The sequence below is a fragment of the Parasphingomonas caseinilytica genome (assembly GCF_036663755.1).
Lineage (GTDB): Bacteria > Pseudomonadota > Alphaproteobacteria > Sphingomonadales > Sphingomonadaceae > Sphingomonas.
Genome location: NZ_JAXOJL010000001.1, coordinates 560,123 through 577,846 on the forward strand (window position 1 = coordinate 560,123; position 17,724 = coordinate 577,846).

At 64.2% G+C, this 17,724-nt stretch carries 19 protein-coding genes; 11 read left to right on the top strand and 8 right to left on the bottom strand.

All coding sequences use genetic code 11. The features are described 5' to 3' along the window. Nucleotides 1-89 precede the first annotated feature (89 nt). The 7 genes from U1738_RS02565 to U1738_RS02595 all read left to right on the top strand — a co-directional run bounded on the left by U1738_RS02565 (nt 90) and on the right by U1738_RS02595 (nt 6,178). Complete coding sequence (locus U1738_RS02565) at nt 90-755, top strand: DUF6975 family protein (RefSeq protein WP_332787458.1); 666 nt, start codon at nt 90-92, stop codon at nt 753-755. Nucleotides 756-957: 202 nt separating this feature from the next. Then, the gene (locus U1738_RS02570) at nt 958-1,812 is read left to right on the top strand and encodes an AAA family ATPase (RefSeq protein WP_332787459.1); all 855 of its coding nucleotides are present in this window, start codon (nt 958-960) and stop codon (nt 1,810-1,812) included. A 12-nt stretch (nt 1,813-1,824) separates the two neighbouring features. Next, nucleotides 1,825-2,679, top strand: coding sequence for a DUF817 domain-containing protein (locus U1738_RS02575; protein ID WP_332787460.1), 855 nt, complete (start codon nt 1,825-1,827; stop codon nt 2,677-2,679). 203 nt (nt 2,680-2,882) lie between these two features. After that, the gene (locus tag U1738_RS02580) at nt 2,883-3,449 is read left to right on the top strand and encodes a CHAP domain-containing protein (RefSeq protein WP_332787461.1); all 567 of its coding nucleotides are present in this window, start codon (nt 2,883-2,885) and stop codon (nt 3,447-3,449) included. A gap of 72 nt (nt 3,450-3,521) precedes the next feature. Further along, entirely contained in the window at nt 3,522-4,634 is a 1,113-nt protein-coding gene (locus U1738_RS02585; protein WP_332787462.1) for a hypothetical protein, read from the top strand. Between the two features lie 22 nt (nt 4,635-4,656). After that, on the top strand, nt 4,657-5,835 hold the full coding sequence (locus U1738_RS02590) for a vWA domain-containing protein (protein ID WP_332787463.1): 1,179 nt from the start codon (nt 4,657-4,659) through the stop codon (nt 5,833-5,835). A gap of 40 nt (nt 5,836-5,875) precedes the next feature. Then, nucleotides 5,876-6,178, top strand: coding sequence for a hypothetical protein (locus U1738_RS02595; protein ID WP_332787464.1), 303 nt, complete (start codon nt 5,876-5,878; stop codon nt 6,176-6,178). A 4-nt stretch (nt 6,179-6,182) separates the two neighbouring features. Here the strand turns inward: U1738_RS02595 and U1738_RS02600 are convergent, their stop codons facing one another. From U1738_RS02600 to U1738_RS02620, 5 genes are all read right to left on the bottom strand, one after another. Continuing rightward, nucleotides 6,183-6,326, bottom strand: coding sequence for a hypothetical protein (locus tag U1738_RS02600; RefSeq protein ID WP_332787465.1), 144 nt, complete (start codon nt 6,324-6,326; stop codon nt 6,183-6,185). A 129-nt stretch (nt 6,327-6,455) separates the two neighbouring features. After that, complete coding sequence (locus U1738_RS02605) at nt 6,456-6,797, bottom strand: PilZ domain-containing protein (RefSeq protein ID WP_332787466.1); 342 nt, start codon at nt 6,795-6,797, stop codon at nt 6,456-6,458. A 56-nt stretch (nt 6,798-6,853) separates the two neighbouring features. Continuing rightward, on the bottom strand, nt 6,854-8,050 hold the full coding sequence (locus U1738_RS02610) for an exo-beta-N-acetylmuramidase NamZ family protein (RefSeq protein WP_332787467.1): 1,197 nt from the start codon (nt 8,048-8,050) through the stop codon (nt 6,854-6,856). Further along, nucleotides 8,047-8,706 (bottom strand): DOMON-like domain-containing protein, encoded by a 660-nt coding sequence (locus U1738_RS02615; RefSeq protein ID WP_332787468.1) that lies wholly within the window; start codon nt 8,704-8,706, stop codon nt 8,047-8,049. The genes U1738_RS02610 and U1738_RS02615 overlap by 4 nt, the downstream gene beginning before the upstream one ends. After that, nucleotides 8,622-8,921, bottom strand: coding sequence for a GIY-YIG nuclease family protein (locus U1738_RS02620; protein WP_332787469.1), 300 nt, complete (start codon nt 8,919-8,921; stop codon nt 8,622-8,624). The genes U1738_RS02615 and U1738_RS02620 overlap by 85 nt, the downstream gene beginning before the upstream one ends. A gap of 212 nt (nt 8,922-9,133) precedes the next feature. Here U1738_RS02620 and rimO point away from each other — a divergent pair, with 212 nt between their 5' ends. Further along, a complete protein-coding gene (rimO, locus tag U1738_RS02625) occupies nt 9,134-10,462 on the top strand; it encodes a 30S ribosomal protein S12 methylthiotransferase RimO (RefSeq protein ID WP_332787470.1) in 1,329 nt (442 codons plus the stop codon). Nucleotides 10,463-10,467: 5 nt separating this feature from the next. Here rimO and U1738_RS02630 read toward each other — a convergent pair whose 3' ends face one another. Both U1738_RS02630 and U1738_RS02635 read right to left on the bottom strand, forming a co-directional pair. Beyond that, entirely contained in the window at nt 10,468-10,932 is a 465-nt protein-coding gene (locus tag U1738_RS02630) for a hemerythrin domain-containing protein (RefSeq protein ID WP_332787471.1), read from the bottom strand. Between the two features lie 98 nt (nt 10,933-11,030). Further along, the gene (locus tag U1738_RS02635; protein ID WP_332787472.1) at nt 11,031-11,420 is read right to left on the bottom strand and encodes an MAPEG family protein; all 390 of its coding nucleotides are present in this window, start codon (nt 11,418-11,420) and stop codon (nt 11,031-11,033) included. Between the two features lie 171 nt (nt 11,421-11,591). Here U1738_RS02635 and U1738_RS02640 point away from each other — a divergent pair, with 171 nt between their 5' ends. Further along, nucleotides 11,592-12,974: a leucyl aminopeptidase family protein gene (locus tag U1738_RS02640; protein ID WP_332787473.1), complete on the top strand. Its 1,383-nt coding sequence runs from the start codon at nt 11,592-11,594 to the stop codon at nt 12,972-12,974. Between the two features lie 280 nt (nt 12,975-13,254). Here the strand turns inward: U1738_RS02640 and tpiA are convergent, their stop codons facing one another. After that, nucleotides 13,255-14,004 carry a triose-phosphate isomerase gene (tpiA, locus tag U1738_RS02645; RefSeq protein WP_332787474.1) on the bottom strand — a complete coding sequence of 250 codons (750 nt, stop codon included), beginning with the start codon at nt 14,002-14,004 and terminating at the stop codon, nt 13,255-13,257. Between the two features lie 139 nt (nt 14,005-14,143). On the opposite strand from tpiA, the gene U1738_RS02650 reads away from it, so the two are divergent. After that, a complete protein-coding gene (locus tag U1738_RS02650; protein ID WP_332787475.1) occupies nt 14,144-16,093 on the top strand; it encodes a peptidylprolyl isomerase in 1,950 nt (649 codons plus the stop codon). A gap of 117 nt (nt 16,094-16,210) precedes the next feature. Further along, nucleotides 16,211-17,722: an anthranilate synthase component I gene (gene trpE / locus U1738_RS02655; protein WP_332787476.1), complete on the top strand. Its 1,512-nt coding sequence runs from the start codon at nt 16,211-16,213 to the stop codon at nt 17,720-17,722. The last annotated feature ends 2 nt before the right edge of the window (nt 17,723-17,724 follow it).

Consider the following 17,724-nt stretch of genomic DNA (forward strand, 5'->3'; position numbering starts at 1 on the left):
ACCACGTATTTACGCGGTTCGGTATAACCCTTTGCCCGAACAGGGGTTCGGGCGCGCATGTGGGCGACGCCGGCATCCACCGGGGGTCTATGGTTTTCGAATCGTTAAATCTGGCGCGGGCGCAGGGCAGTTGGGGCATCATCGCCGCACTGGCCGACGCCGACGGCAGCGCGACTCACCCGATCATGCCCAAGTTGTCGGCGCGAACCGTTTCGGTGCGCGACCTGGCCGATGCCGTCCATGCGCTGTGCACGCTCCACGGTCGCCACCCCGGCGTGATTGAGCACGCGGCGGAGCGCAATGCCCAGCCGCTCGCTCGCGATTGGCTGTTCGCCGCCTCGGACGCCTTTACCGAGGAACGCAATTACCTCGCCAAGCTCGCCGTCGCCGCCGGCCACGCGCCCTCCACCCCCGGCCAAGCTGAATCCGAAACCGCCGTCCTGGGGCAGCGTCACGCGTTGGGCATGCTCGCCCAGTCCGATCGCGCCGGCTGCGCCACCGGAGCCGCCACCGCGTTGCTGCTCGATTGGGCCACGATCCGCCCCATGCTCGATCTCGCCGCCCACCGCTTCGGCATCACGCCGCCGGAATGCGTCCTGCCGATCGACAATGAGATCGCCACCGTCATCGCCACGCTCGGCGAGACACCGGGTGTAGAGCGCGCCATGGCGTTCGGCGCGCAGCAATTGCTCGCCCAGCATCGCGGCCTGTGGGACTTGCTCGAAGCTCGCGCCAGCGCCCGCGACCACATCTAAGCCCCTCACCCCGACGAACCCATTCTTGCCCCGTTCGTCCTGAGCTTGTCGAAGGGCGTGTTCCGGGCACGCCCTTCGACAAGCTCAAGACGAACGGCGAAGGCAAACCATCCATCTCCAATATTCCACCGCCACGCTTGCGCTCGCGCGTGAAATCCCTCTATCGCCATACCCGATAGTCGAAACGGGATTGGATGCCGGGATGAAGCGCTTCGAGGGCACACAGAGCTATGTCGCGACCGACGACCTGAAGGTCGCGGTCAACGCCGCCGTCACGCTCCGTCGCCCGTTGCTGGTGAAGGGCGAACCAGGCACCGGCAAGACCGTCCTGGCTTATGAAATCGCCAAGGCGGTCGATGCCGAACTGATCGAGTGGAACATCAAATCCACCACCAAGGCGCAACAGGGCCTGTACGAATATGACGCCGTCGCCCGCCTGCGCGATGGCCAGTTGGGCGACGAACGCGTCCACGACATCGGCAATTACATCCGCAAGGGCAAACTCTGGGAAGCGTTCACCCGCCCCAAGCCCCCCGTCCTGCTGATCGACGAGATCGACAAGGCCGATATCGAATTCCCCAACGATCTGTTGCAGGAACTCGATCGGATGGAATTCCACGTCTACGAGACGAAGGAGACGGTGCGCGCCGTCGAACGCCCGATCGTCGTCATCACCAGCAACAACGAGAAGGAACTGCCCGACGCGTTCCTGCGCCGCTGCTTCTTCCACTACATCAAATTCCCCGATCGCGACACGATGCAGGCGATCGTCGACGTCCACTTCCCCGGCATCCAGAAGATCCTCGTCAACCGCGCGATGGACATCTTCTACGACGTCCGCGACGTGCCCGGCCTGAAGAAGAAGCCCAGCACCAGCGAGCTGCTCGACTGGCTGAAGCTGCTCCTGCACGAGGATATGCCGCTGGACGTGCTCCAGAACCGCGACCCGACCAAGGCGATCCCGCCCTTGCACGGCGCATTGCTCAAGAACGAACAGGACGTGATGCTCTTCGAACGCCTCGCCTTCATGGCCAAGCGGGCGCAGAATAAGGGCTGAAGGCTACACGATTTGACCGATGATGCGGCACCGCCGGGCGCAACGCGGTTCGCGCGCGTCCGGGCCGCGCTGGAGGCGAAACAACCGACGCGCGGCTGGACGGCGGCGGTTTATGAATTCCTGCTGTTCGGCTTCAAGCAGGGTTGGGCGTGCCTTTTCGGCGCCCTGTTGCTGCTCATGCTGTTCGCGACCCACCTGCTCTATCCCGCCGATGCGCCGATCGCACGCTACGACGTACTCACCGTCGGTGCGCTGGCGATCCAGCTCGGCATGCTCGCCTTCCGCCTCGAAAGCCTGAGCGAAGCCAAACTGATCCTGGCCTTCCATATCGTCGGCACCGTAATGGAGGTGTTCAAGACGGCGCACGGATCATGGGCCTATCCCGAACCGAGCCTGCTCCGGATCGGTGGCGTGCCCTTATTCTCCGGCTTCATGTACGCGGCGGTCGGAAGCTATATCGCGCGCGTCTGGCGCATCTTCCGCTTCCGCTTCGATCATTATCCCCCGCGCTGGACGACGATCGTGCTGGCCGCCGTGATCTACGCAAACTTCTTCACCCATCACTGGCTGCCGGACATCCGCATCGGTCTGTTCGCCGCCACCGCCCTATTGTTCTGGCGCACGCGCATCCATTTCATATCGTTCCGCCGCGAACGCTGGATGCCATTGCTGGTCGGCTGGTTGCTCGTCGCCGCCTTCATCTGGTTCGCCGAGAACATCGCCACCTTCTCCCGCGCCTGGGTCTATCCCGCGCAGACCGCCGGCTGGGCCCCCGTCGCGCCGGAAAAGCTTGGCGCCTGGTATCTGCTGATGATCATCTCGTTCGTGCTGGTGTCGCTGGCCCACCTCCCTCGCAAAAACGCGTAAGGCGGGACCACCACCCATCGTCACCCCGGACTTGATCCGGGGTCCCGCTTCTTCTCGGCAGGAAGAACAGCACGTCCCCGGTTCAAGCCCCTGGGTGACAAAGTAATTCCCCACGACAAACCTCACCCGTCCCAATTAACGTCTTGTTAACCATTATCCCCCACCTTCCCGACAGCCGAAACAAGGCCAGGGGAGTCTCGGAAATGAGACGCATTTTCGTACTTCTGTCGACGCTGATCACAGCGGCCGCAATCGCCACAACCCCCGCACGCGCCAGCTCCCTCCTCGATTATGTCGGCGAATGCGTACCCTTCGCCCGCGCCGCTTCCGGCATCCAGATCTACGGCGACGCCTGGACCTGGTGGGGCCAGGCCGACGGCCGCTACCAGCGTGGTGACATCCCTAAGGTCGGCGCGGTCATCGTGTTCGAGAAATCCGCCCGCCTGCGCCTCGGCCATGTCGCCGTCGTCAGCCGCGTCGTCACCAGCCGCGTCGTCATGGTCACGCACGCCAATTGGTCGCGCCAGAACGGCGAACGCGGCCATGCCGAACAGGATGTGACGCTCACCGATGTCAGCCCCGATAACGACTGGACCGAGGTGAAGGTCTGGTACCGTGACCGCGACGGCCTCGGCAGCAGTATCTACCCCGTCTACGGCTTCATCTACGGCGCGCCCGACGGCACCCGAACCGCCACCCGCGCCCACACGGCCCCGGAACTTACCGGCCGCAACCCGGACTATGTCGGCGCGCTGATCGACGCATACTGATCGCATACGCATTGTAAGTGCCGACGAGGCTGCCATAATCTCAATCGCCAAGCATGGCTGTCGGGGGATTATATGCGCGCACTGGTCTTCGGTCTTGCCTTGAGTATCACGGGAACGGCGGTTGCAAAGGACCCGACACCGACCGAGGTCTGGAAAACGGATCGTGATCGCGCCACCGTCACAAAGCCCCAAATCTCCATGCCGGTTCGCGCTGGCGCGCTGTCGCTGATCAAGACCGGAGAAGCGTCGGAGAACGGCAAGGGTATCGACAATATCGCACAGTATGAGTCGGAAGATGGGGAGGTGTTCGGCACGGTCTACATTTTCTATCCGACCTATGCGGATACCGCGCTGGCAACGTACGCTACCGATGCCGCGATCCGCGAGCGTTTCGGCAAGGACCCGACGATCGCGCTGGACGCTGTCGTGCCGGTCGCGGGCATCGCCGATGGTGGCATCAAGCGGATCTACGACAATGTCGCCCTTGCCCCTGGCAAACCGCTGGTCACGCTGGCTGGCTTCGTACGGGCCGATAGCTGGATGGTCGTGACGCGGGTAACCGCGCCGGCATCACGCCGGGCAGAAGCGGACGCCGCCTTCGACACGTTGGTCGCCGGGTTGCGATTCGACGGCAAGGCAAAACCCGTGCCGGCCATGCCGCTCAAGATGGCCGCGGCTTGCCCCGAAACCAGCGCAAACCGGGCCGAGACGCTTGCCGACAAGAATCAGGCTGGCATGGCGTTGCTTGCATCGCTGATCGGTGGATCCATCGTGCTCGAAGACAAGAAGGGTGCGAAGAAGGGGACAGCGTCCAAAGACAAATCCTTGCCCGCATTCCCGAACAATGGGCGATCCGCGCTCTGCGTCAGTGGTGCGACGAAAGACGGCCATGCCATATTGCGCCCGGCCAGCTCTGCGGATGGGAATGTCGCGATCATCCTGCTGAACGACGCCGGGCGAATGATCACCGCCGAACCGGTATTGTTCGGGAAGGGCTACACCGTAAAACGCTACGACATCGCCCAAGTGGAGGTGTTCGGCAGCTTCGAAACCATGCCGAACAACGCTCAACTTTCCGCAATGCTCGACGGCAGCGACAAGAAAGGCGGAAAGCGTCGCTCGCGTACCGTCTTTACGACGGACGGAAACACCAGCATTGAGATCAACAGCGACGCCTTGAAATGAGCGCGCGGCCAAAGGTGAGCGTATGTTTCTGAACTTCCTCGACGAACTTCGCGCCGCCGGCATTCCCGCCAGCCTGAAAGAGCATCTGCTCCTGCTCGAGGCCCTCGATGCCGAGGTGATCGATCGCACGCCGGAGGATTTCTACTACCTCTCCCGTGCGGTGTACGTGAAGGACGAGGGGCTGCTCGACAAGTTCGATCAGGTCTTCGCCAAGGTCTTCAAGGGCATCGCCACCACCTTCGGCACGCAGAACGCCGAAATCCCCGCCGATTGGCTGAAGGCCGTCGCCGAGAAATTCCTCACCCCCGAGGAGATGGAGGCGATCAAGTCGCTCGGATCGTGGGACGAGATCATGGAGACGCTGAAGAAGCGGCTCGAAGAACAACAGGGACGGCATCAGGGCGGCAACAAATGGGTCGGCACCGGCGGCACCAGCCCGTACGGCAATGGCGGCTACAATCCCGAAGGCGTGCGCATCGGCGGCGAGAGCAAGCACAAGCGCGCCCTGAAGGTCTGGGATCAGCGCGAGTTCAAGAATCTCGACAACACCAAGGAACTCGGCACCCGCAACATCAAGGTGGCGCTCCGCCGCCTGCGCAAGTTCGCGCGCGAAGGTGCGGCCGACGAACTGGATATCGATGCCACGATCGACGGCACCGCGCGACAGGGCTGGCTCGACGTAGTTATGCGCGCCGAGCGCCGCAACGCCGTCAAACTGCTGCTGTTTTTAGACGTCGGCGGATCGATGGATCCATGGGTCAAGCTCTGCGAGGAATTGTTCTCCGCCGCGACCACCGAGTTCAAGAATCTCGAATTCTTCTACTTCCACAATTGCCCGTACGAAGGCGTGTGGAAGGATAACAAGCGCCGCTTCGCCGAGCGGACGCCGATGTGGGACGTGCTCCACAAATTCGGCCATGATTACAAACTGATCTTCGTCGGCGACGCCTCGATGAGTCCGTACGAGATCAGCCATCCCGGCGGCTCGGTCGAACATTTCAACGAGGAATCCGGTGCGGTCTGGATGCATCGCGTGACCAATACCTACCCGGCGGCCGCGTGGCTCAACCCGGTGCCGAAGGACCAATGGGGCTATTCGCAGAGCGTTCGCATCATCCGCGAACTGATGACCGACCGGATGTTCCCGCTGACGCTTGCGGGGCTGGACGATGCGATGCGGGAATTGACGCGCAAGCGGTGATGGTGTGAACTGGCGACAGGCAAGCGAAGGGATCACTATCATGCGCCGTCTGATGATGCTGGCTTTGATCGCCCCATCACTTGCTCCGTCCGCCGCGCAAGCCGCGGATCGCCACTCGCCTCTGGATGCGAAATGCGGTTCGGAACAGACTTTGGTCGGCAATCCGGCCAAGCCTCTCAATGCCCGCCCGCTCAGCAGGGAGCCTTCGGCCGCTCAGATACTCGCCGTGTATCGAAATGTGGATGGCTGTCCGCAGCCGGTGGTCTTGCGGGAAGGGATCGGCATCAAGGGCAATGATCGGCCCGCCCTCAAGGCTCGGCCGAAGCTCCAGCCGATACGCTAGTCGTTCAGGCCGTCAACGCCGCCAGTTTAGCCTGATACAGTTGCGCCAGCGCCAGCCGACGCTCGCGTGCCTCGTCGGTCAGCGCGTTACGCGCGGCGACCTGCTCCTGCATCGCGCGCCGTTGGTAATAGTGATGATCCGATACCATCGAAGTCGTCCCCGCAAACGAATTCCCCTGTCGATTCGGGGCATGCTGCAAAATTACGACGGTTCACAACGCTTTGTGACAGGATGACGCGAGTCCGCGATCAGTCGTTGTGCGTCGCGTCATTCACCGTCACTTCCTGTACCGATCGTCGATTTCGGCCATCCAGCCCGCCTGTACTGTCGGCAGCGCGCTCGCGATCTTGATGTCATCCGATTTCGGCATGGCGCCGAACGCGATGCCAGCCTGGTCTTCGGTCGCCCAGGCGACCGTTGCCGCGACTTCGGGCGTCTTTCCGATCGCGATGCGGATCGCCATTCCGGTGCTGAGATCGCCCTTGTGCGATACCCCGACGCCGGTCGGCGACACGTTGCGCACGCGACACTCGATCCGTCGTCCGCCATCCAGCATGATGCCGGCGGTTCGAAACACGCTGTCGCGCTTCGCCCGTCCGCCAGCAACCGTCTCGCTCATCGATCAAACTCCTGTTCGATCGATATTCTGGCCCAAAACCCCTGTAAAAGGGTTAATCAATACAGCAGAAACGGCCGTATTGTCTCCGCCCACGCCGCTTCATCCGGCCGCGTTGCCGCATCGAGATCGCCCGCTTTCGCCGCCGCGTCATCAACCCATTCGCGCAGGCCCGGCCCGCCATTGATCACGTCGATCGCCAGCTTGCCGAACTCATATTCGTACGGGAAATCGCGCCACAGATCGTAATCGGGATACAGCGCACGGATCGCCTTGAATCCCGCCGCCTGCACCCGCCACGGCCGGAATGCGGCATGGTCGTATCCCGCCCCCTCGGCGTGAATGAACACGCCGTGGCAGAGTTGCCCGACATGCTTGTTAAATGTCGGCTGGAACCAGAAATCGCGCAGTGTGCATCCCGCCAGCCAATCCGGCGCGATCCGGCGCATCTCGGCGATCACCGCCTTCGCGTCGATATCGGGCGCGCCGAACATTTCCAGCGGCCGCGTCGTGCCGCGTCCCTCGGACAGGTTGGTCCCCTCCAGCATCACCGTGCCGGCGTAATCCCGCGCCATGTTGACGTTGGCGGCGTTTGGACTGGGGTTGATCCATACCCGATCCTCCGGCCAGCCGAAGCCCGGCGCGGTATCCGGCTGCCAACCATCCATCGCCACGACGCGATACTCTACGTCCAGCTTGTAGTGCGCGATGAACCAGTGCCCGAGTTCGCCCAGCGTCATGCCATGCCGCATCGGCATCGGCCCTGCCCCGACGAAGCTCTCCCACCCCGGCAGCAACGTCAGCCCCTCGATCGGCCGGCCCGCCGGGTTGGGCCGGTCGAGCACCCACACCGCCTTGCCGTGCGCGGCCGCTGCTTCCAGTACATAGAGCAGGGTCGTCACGAACGTGTAGATCCGGCACCCGACATCCTGCAGGTCGATCAGCATCACGTCGAACGTGCCCATCGATTGCCCGGTCGGCCGCCGCACCTCGCCATACAGGCTGAACACCGGAATATTGTACTGCGGATCGGTGAAGTCCGGAGACTCCATCATATTGTCCTGCAGATCGCCCCGCACCCCGTGTTGCGGCCCGAACATCGCGGATACGTTCAGCCCCGCCGCGATCAGCGCGTCCACGCTATGCGTCAAATCCGCCGTCACCGAGGCCGGATGCGCGAGGAGCGCCACACGCTTCCCCTCCAGCGGTTTGCGCAGGTCTGGGTCGGCGAGCAGGCGATCGATACCGAATTTCATGGGCGGCGTGGTGCCGGGAGGGTCGCGATAAAGCAATCCCGGTTATGGAAATCCGGCGACCCCGGCGCATGAGCAAGCGCCCAATAGGATTTCGTCCCGTCGATCTCCTCGATCACGGCGGATAAACCCATCAGCAACGGTCCCGACGGAAGATCGGACAGATCCTGATCCACCTCGACCAGAAAGTCGGATTCATCATCACCCCGATCGACATGCGGCGTCACGGCCAGCGTCAAATCCGTGCCCCCGGCCCGATACCCGTCGAACCGGTAAGCAGCCCATTGTGTCGAGGGCGAATAGTTGAACTCGAAATAGGCTTCGGACCCGAGCGGCGCGAGAAACAGCTCGCAACACGTCGTCTTCCAAAGGCCATCGGCACGGACGGAGGTCACCCAATCGGGAAGCGCGACATGCTCGCTGCCCTCGACGATGAAAGTGAGCAACAAGGCGCAACCATCATAAATCGCCTCGACCCGCACCGCCTGAACGCCCTTCGACGGCGTATCCGGATGCACAATCAAACTCCACTCGGGCTTCCCCGGCGAAGGCCGGGGCCCAGTCGGAATGTCCATCATGGTTGTGCGATCCGATCGTACAGATCGTCCCAGTTCGGATTCAGCCCTTCGATCTCCCGTATCTTCCACGCCCGTTTCCATTCCTTCATCCGGAATTCTCGAACTGTCGTGGATTCCGATGTATCGTGAACCTCGTACCAGACCAAAAACTTGCAACCGTATGTTTTGGTGAAACCTTCAATCAGCCCCTCGCGATGTTCCCGAGCGCGTCGCGCGAGTTCGTTTGTGGACCCTATGTAAATTGTGCCGTTGCGCTGGCTGGCCATGATGTAAACATATGCTGGCCCTCCTTTCATTGCAGCAACATCCTACTCTCAACACGAGCACTTCCCCGGCGAAGGCCGGGGCCCAGTTGCGAAGGTGGATATAACTGAGCGCAGCATGCGCCAATCATCGCCCGACTCCTGGGCCCCGGCCTTCGCCGGGGAAGCGCGAAAGTTGTGCGAATTGGTACGCAAAGCAACACGCTGGAAAAATCCCCCCGCTTGCCCTACATGCCGCCCCTCCCATGGCAACGATACTCCCCTCCCCGCCGAAGATCGGCATGGTTTCGCTCGGCTGTCCGAAGAACCTGGTCGATAGCGAACGCATTCTCACCAAGCTGCGCTCGGACGGGTATGCCATGTCGCCGGACTATGCCGGGGCGGACGTCGTGCTGGTCAACACCTGCGGCTTCCTCGATTCCGCCAAGGAGGAAAGCCTCGAGGCGATCGGCGAAGCCATCGCCGAGAATGGCCGCGTCATCGTCACCGGCTGCATGGGCAAGGAGGCGGAGATGATCCGCGCCAAATTCCCGAACGTCCTCGCCGTCACCGGCGCGCACCAATACGAAGAGGTCGTGGGCGCGGTCCATGATGCGGCCCCTATGCCGCCCAGTGCGTTCCTCAATCTCGTGCCCGATAGCGGCCTGAAACTTACCCCGCGCCACTACAGCTATCTGAAGATCAGCGAAGGCTGCAACCACCGCTGTTCGTTCTGCATCATCCCGAGCCTGCGCGGCGATCTCGTCAGCCGCCGCCCCGATGCGATCCTGCGTGAAGCGGAAAAGCTGATCGAAGCCGGCACGAAGGAATTGCTGGTCATCAGCCAGGACACGTCGGCGTACGGCGTGGACATTCGCCACCAACCCCGCATGTGGCACGGCAATGAAGTCCGCGCGCACATGACCGATCTGTCGCGCGAACTAGGCAAGCTCGGGGCGTGGGTCCGCCTGCACTATGTTTATCCCTACCCGCACGTCGATCAGGTCATCCCGCTGATGGCCGAGGGACTGATCCTCCCCTATCTCGACATCCCCTTCCAGCATGCCAGCCGCAACGTCCTGAAACTGATGCGCCGCCCCGCCAACGAGGCGAAGGTGCTGGAGCGCATCAAGAACTGGCGCAATATCGCCCCCGATATCGCGATCCGATCGACCTTCGTCGTCGGCTTTCCCGGCGAAACGGAGGACGATTTCAAATATCTGATGGATTGGCTGGAGGAAGCCCAGCTCGACCGCGTCGGCGCATTCCGCTTCGAACCGGTCGAGGGTGCAGCGGCCAACGATCTGCCGAACCAGGTGCCAGAGGAGATCAAGGAGGAGCGCTACGCCCGCCTGATGGACCTCACCGCGCGCATCTCGGCCGAAAAGCTCCAGGCCAAGATCGGTCGCACGCTGGATGTGATCATCGATGCGGTGGACGAGGACGGTGGCGCCACCGGCCGCTCAAAGGCCGATGCGCCCGAGATCGACGGCGAAGTCTTCCTGCGCGACGCCGCCCATCTCAAGCAGGGCGATATCGTGGCGGTGGAGATCGAGGATGCCGACGAGCACGATCTGTACGGCGTGCCGGTCTGATCGCGTCAGCCCGATTTGGCGATCGGCGTAACCGGATACCCGCCGGCCGCATCCTCGCTCTCGCTGGACGCTTCGTACATCGGATACAGCTCGGCCTCTTCGCGCTCGACGCGGAGCGCCAGTAGCGACAGGATGCGGCGCGTGTCGGCACGGAAGGCATCGCGGTCGGCGCGGATGCTCTCGCCGGCCCATGCGACCATATAACGCTGATATTCGACCGAAAGGCCGCCCATCTCGCGCTCGAAACGCTGCGCCAGATCCGCGACCTGCGCGCTGCCCTGCTGCTTCAGCCGTGGGTAGATGATCTTGTCTTCCTTCGCGAGGTGAACCGCCAGCGAATGGCCAAGCCGCCAGCGCATCTTGATCGCCAGGATCACGTCGAAATCCGGTTGCGCGATGATATCCAGAATGGCCCCGGCGATCTCCAGGATCGCCGCATGTTCGTCCGACAGCGTGCTTCGTTCGATCATCACCTCAATCCCCAATTCTTCTGCCGAAGAGTTGATGAGGCGCAGTTAAGCTGTTCCTAAAAAACCGTTATGGGGTTTTTATTCTGCTCCGGCGTGGTTCAGAAAAAGCGGACCAGCATCATCGCCAGCCCGGCCAGCGAAATCAGGTAGACCACACTCCGCCACACCGGGACGCCGAGCAGATATAACGGCACATAAACGATCCGCGCCGCGAACCACACGCATGCCCCGATTGCTCCGATCCCACCGCTCTGGCCGGATACGGAAAGGCCAAGCGCCAGCGCGATGAATACCGGCCACGTCTCCTTGTAATTGTCCAACGCCCGCTGCGCCCGCCCGGCGAGAACGCCCAACGGCTTCTGCGGCTCGTCCCGCGCGCTGGCGTTCCACGTCGCACCGCGTTCCTTGGTCACGCTCTGACCCTGAATGCCGATATGGACCACCAGCAGGACGACAGACAGGCCGAGGATCGTCAGTTCGGTCGTCATGTCATTTCTCCAACCAGTCCCGAAACACCATATCGGGTGCTGTCCGTCCTAGCATCAATTTCGCAACCGGGGCCCGACCTTACGATTTACGACCACCAAGCATTTCATCCCGGCCCGTTCCTGCTCTAGGATAATACCCTTCCCGCCCCCAGCCGCAGAAATGATCCCGCGATGACCGACTTCTCTACCCTGCTTCAGGCCGATCGCGGCCAGAGCGCGCGCACGATCCACGTCGTCCACCCGGATGCTTACGCCGATTGGCTGGCGAAACAGCCGCCCCGCACCCGCACCGCCGTGGCCGCGCACCGGCTGACCGGAAAGGCCGGCAACCGCGCCGTCCTGCCGGGCGATGCGGCGGACGATTGGGCGATGCTGCTGGTCTGCAACGAAAGTCTCGATTCTCCGTGGCGCATCGCCTCGCTCGGCGAGCAATTGCCCGCCGGCACCTATCGCCTGGCCGAGGGCGAACCCGGCGCGGCGATGCTCGGCTGGCTACTCGCACAATATCGCTTCGACGCGTACCGCAAGGGCGACGAAACGGGCGCGCGCATCCTGCTCACCGGCGAACCCGCCAGGATCGAGGAGACCGTCCGCCTCGCCACCGCCACCGCGCTCGTGCGCGATCTCGTCAACACGCCCGCCTCCGACATGGGGCCGGCCAATCTCGAAGCGCAGGCCGACAGCCTCGCCAAAGCGCACGGTGCCACGCTCACCGTCATCAAGGGCGAACCGCTCGCCAAGGGTTATCCGATGATCCACGCGGTCGGCAAAGCCGCCGCCGCCGACCGCGCACCACGCCTGATCGAACTCGAATGGGGTGACCCAAAACACCCGCGCATCGCCATCGTCGGCAAGGGCGTGACGTTCGACACCGGCGGCCTGAACATCAAGCCCGGCGGCGGCATGGCGCTGATGAAGAAGGACATGGGCGGCGCGGCCCACGCCCTCGCGCTCGCCAGCCTCGTCATGGCCGCTCGCCTGAAGGTCCGCCTCCACCTGCTCGTGCCGGCGGTGGAAAACAGCATCTCCGGCAACGCCTTCCGCCCCGGCGATGTGTTGAAGACGCGGCAGGGCCTGACGGTCGAGAACACCAACACAGATGCCGAGGGCCGGCTCGTGCTCGGCGACACATTGACCAAGGCCGGCGAAGACAAGCCGGAACTCATCATCGATTACGCCACCCTCACCGGTGCCGCCCGCGTCGCGCTCGGCCCGGATCTGCCCGCCACCTTCAGCAACGACGACGCATTGGCAGACGAATTGCTCAAGGCCGGAACGCAGGTCAGCGACCCGTTATGGCGCATGCCGCTTTGGGACGGCTATGACGACATGCTCAAATCCGACATCGCCGACATGGTGAACTCGGCCGAAGGCGGATATGCCGGCGCGACCACCGCCGCCTTGTTCCTCCGCCACTTCGTGCCGAAGGACACGCTTTGGGCGCATTTCGACACCTTCGCCTGGCGCCCCGCGGCCAAGCCCGGCCGCCCCAAAGGCGGCGACGCGCTAGGCCTGCGCGCCGCATGGGCGGTGTTGAAAGCACGCTACGGCTGATCCAAACCTCTCCCCTCCCTGGAAGGGAGGGGTTGGGGGTGGGTCGGTATGGGGTGGGAACAGCATTACCTCGTGAGCGACCCACCCCCGCCCCCTCCCTTCCAGGGAGGGGAGCAGAAGAGCAAAGGGCGTCAACCCAAAGCCACCCCCACCCTCTCCGTTCGTCCTGAGCCTGTCGAAGGACGTGTTACCGAGCGCCGCCGGAGAGTGTGGAACACGTGCTTCAACAAGCTCAGCACGAACGGTTATTTTTTGAAGTCACCGCGCTCTAAAAACAGAATTACCCCAGCACCGCCCCAGCCTCCACGATCGGCACGAACTTGGCAGCCGTCAGGCTAGCACCCCCAACCAGCGCGCCGTCCACATCCCCAGCCGCCAGCAACTCCGCGGCATTGTCCCCGGTCACCGACCCGCCGTACAGCAGCCGAACCGCATCCGCATCCGCGCCGATCAGCGCGCGCAGCTTGGCCCGGATCGCGCCGTGCATCGCCGCCACGTCCGCCACCGTCGGCGTCCGCCCCGTGCCGATCGCCCAGACCGGCTCGTACGCGATCGACAGCCAACCGGCCGCGGCACCATCCGGCAGGCTCGCCGCCAATTGCCCGGTCACCACCGCCTCGGCCTGCCCGGCATCGCGCTCGGCCAGCGTCTCGCCCACACACAGAATTGCCTTCAGCCCACCGGCCAGCAACGCTTCCGCCTTGGCTTTCACCTGAGCGTCGGTCTCACCATTATCGGCCCGCCGCTCGCTATGCCCGACGATCGAGAACCCCGCCCCGGCCTCGGCGATCATGCCGACCGAGATACATCCCGTATGCGCGCCCTTAGCCGCCCAATGCACGTCCTGCGCGCCGATGCTCAGCCCCGGGGCGGCCGCCACCGCCGGTGCGATCAGCGTCGCTGGCACAGCGATCGCGACATCGATCCCCGGCGCGCATTGCGCGGCGATGGCGATCCCGCCCAGCTCGCCGAGCGCCGCCCGATCGCCATTCATCTTCCAATTGCCCGCCACCAGCTTGCGTCGTGTCATCCCCGCCCCCGAAACAATTTTCTATTCCACCAGACCGATAGAGCGCCCGCGCCGGTTCACACAAGCTTGAAGCCGCACCGTCCTGCCCGTAAAGCGACTGCAACTTCTGCCCGAAACGGGCCAACACGATCGGTTCTCCATGCTCAGCGTCATCCGCGGTATCATCCATTCGAAGGTCGGTCTCGTCATCGCCTTCGCGCTTCTGGCGATGCTCGTCCTGTCCTTCGCCGGTGGGGATCTCGCCAATCTGACCAAGGCCACGGGCGATCCGAAGTCGACCACGCTCGCCACGGTCGGCAAGGGCGAGGTGACGGTTCCCGCCCTGACGCAGGAAATCCAGAGCCAGGTACAGAATTACGCGCAGCAGCAGCCGGGCCTCGACGTGGTGAAGTTCATCTCGGGCGGCGGGTTCGAACCCACACTCGATCGTAGCATCGTCGAGATCGCGCTCCAGCAGTTCGGGCAGCAACAGGGCATGGTCGTCAGCAAGCGGCTGATCGACGGCCAGATCGCCCGCGTGCCGTCGCTGCAAGGCCCGGACGGCAAGTTCAACCAGGCCGCCTACGAACAATTGCTGTCACAACAGGGGTTGACCGATCGCGGCGTGCGCGAGGGGCTCGTGAAGCAGCTGATCGGCCGCCAGCTGATCTTCCCGATCCTGCCCGCCGCTCAGGTCGCGCAGAACGTCGCTTTGCCCTATGCCTCGCTGCTGCTCGAAAAGCGTCAGGGTGAAATGGGCTTCATCCCGACCAGGGCGATGGGCGACGGCGCGCCCGCCACCGATGCGGAAGTCGCCTCCTGGTATGGCCGCAACCTCGCGCGCTATACGATCCCCGAACGCCGCGTGATCCGCTACGCGATGGTCACCAACGACCAGATCAAGGCCCAGACCACGCCAACCGAGGCGGAACTCGCCGCCGCCTACAAGGCGCAGGCCCGCACCTTCACCGCGACCGAGAAACGCGATCTGGTGCAGGTGATCGTCGCCGATCAGGCCGCCGCCAATGCGCTGATCGCCAAGGTCAAGGGCGGCACGCCGCTCGACGTCGCGGCGCGCGCCTCCGGCCTCGAACCCACCACGCTCACCGCGCTCGACAAGATCGGGTATGCCGCACAGAGTTCGCAGGCGGCGGCCGATGCGGTGTTCGCCGCCGCCAAGGGCGCGCTGGTCGGCCCGGTGCGCTCCGCGATCGGCTTCGCTCTGGTCCGCGTTGACAAGGTCGAACAGGTTCCGGGCAAGACGCTCGAACAGGCTAGGCCGGAACTGATCGCCAGCGCGACCAAGACCAAGACGCTCGAAGTGCTCGGCCGCATCCACGATGCGATCGACGATTCCGTCAGCAACAACCACGCAACCTTCGACGATATCATGACGCAACAGAAGCTGTCGCCGCAGGCCACCCCGCCGCTACTCGCCGACGGCCGCGATCCGAACGATGCCACGAAGAAGGCCGCGCCGGATTTCATGCCCATCGTCACCGCCGCTTTCGCCGCCAGCACAAGCGATGCGCCGCAGATGGTGCAGGTCGATCCAACCGGTGGCTTCGCCGTCGTCACGCTGGGCCGCGTGGTCGCGCCCGCTGCGCCGCCGGTGGCGCAGATTCGCGCCGTCGTCGCGCGCGATTTCCAGATCGATCGCGCCCGCCGCGCCGCGCGCACGATCGCCAACGACATCGTCGCCAAGGCCAATAAGGGCCAGCCGTTCGCGTCGTTGTTCGCGGCCAGCGGCGTGAAGACCCCGCCGGTCCAGCCGCTCAACACCTCGCGCGCGCAGATGGCCGCCAACCCGCGCGGTGCGCCGCCGCCCCTGGTGCTGATGTTCAGCATGGCCGAAAATAGCGCCAAGCTGCTCGAAGCGGCGGACAATCAGGGCTGGTACATCATCAAGCTCGACAAGATCGACCGCGGCAACGCCACCGGCAACGCCGCCGTGATCCGCGCCACGCAGGGTGATCTCGGCAAGCTGGTCGGCCGCGAATATACCGAGCAATTCACCAACGCGGTCCGCGGCATCGTCGGCGTGAAGAAGAACGCCGCGGCAATCGCCGCGCTGAAGGCGCAATTGCTCGGCCAGACGGCCGCGAACTGAGTCTGATGGCCTGATGCTCCCTCCACCCGTCATCCCCGCGCAGGCGGGGATCCCGCTGCCTTGCCCCGCAGCCAGAAGAAGAAGCGGAATTCCCGCTTTCGCGGGCACGACGGTAAAATGACTGACACAGACTCTCTCGATCCCCTTGCCGCCCTCGCCGCCGGCCAGCCGGCGCTCGTGTGGCGGCGCCAGATCGCCGACACCGAAACCCCGGTCGCCGCCGCGCTCAAGCTGATCGAGCCGGGCCGGGGCGATTTCCTGCTCGAATCGGTCGAGGGCGGCGCGATCCGTGGCCGTCACAGCCTGATCGGCCTCGCCCCCGATCTAGTCTTCCGCGCGCAAGGCAATGCGGCCGAGATCAACCGCCACTGGCTCGCCGATCGCGACGCCTTTGCGCCATGCGATGCGCCGACGCTCGACGCGCTGCGCGCCTTGGTCGCCGATTGCCGCATGGCCGTGCCGCCCGAACTGCCCCGCGCGCTCGCCTGCTTGGTCGGCTATTTCGGCTATGAGACGATCGGTCTGGTCGAAACCCTGCCGCAGCCCGACGCCAACCCGCTCGATCTGCCCGACATGATCTTCGTCCGCCCGACGATCGTGCTGATCTTCGATCGCTTGGCCGACGCGCTGTTCCTGGTCGCCCCGGTCTGGCCCGATGCGTCACGAGATCCCGCCGCGATCGTCGCCGAGGGCGAAGAGCGGATCGACGCCGTCGCCGCGCGTCTCGCCAGCGCCGGTCTCCCTGCCCCGGCGCGCCTGCCCGACGCCCCGGAAGTCGCGCTTACCCCCGTTCTGCCAGAGGGCCGCTACGGCGAGATGGTCGCGCGCGCCAAAGAGTATATCGTCGCCGGAGACATCTTTCAGGTCGTCCTCGCACAGCGTTTCACCTTACCGTTCACGCTGCCGCCAATCGAACTCTACCGCGCGCTCCGCCGCATCAACCCCTCGCCCTTCCTCTACCATCTCGATCTGCCCGGCTTCACGCTCACCGGCTCGAGCCCCGAAATCCTCGTCCGCGTCCGCGACGGAGAAGTGACCATCCGCCCCATCGCCGGCACCCGCCCCCGCGGCAAGACGCCCACCGAGGACGAAGCCAACCGCACCAGCCTCCTCGCAGATCCCAAGGAACGCGCCGAACATCTGATGCTGCTCGATCTCGGCCGCAACGATGTTGGCCGCGTAGCCTCTGCCGGCTCCGTCACCGTGACGGACAGCTACACCGTCGAATTCTACAGCCACGTCATGCACATCGTCTCGAACGTCGTCGGCCGGCTGGACGAACCGCACGACGCCGTCGACGCCCTGTTGGCAGGCTTCCCCGCAGGCACCGTCAGCGGCGCGCCCAAGGTCCGCGCCTGCGGCATCATCGCCGAACTCGAATCCGAAAAACGCGGTGCCTATGCCGGCGGCGTAGGGTATTTCTCGCCCGACGGATCGATGGACTCGTGCATCGTCCTACGCACCGCCGTGGTGAAGGATGGCGTCATGCACGTCCAGTCCGGTGCCGGCATCGTCGCCGACAGCGACCCGGCCTACGAACAGCGCGAATGCGAAGCCAAGGCCGGTGCCCTGCTCGCCGCCGCACGCGAGGCGATCGCGCGCGCCGGAGAGGCCGGCTTCGGCCAATAACC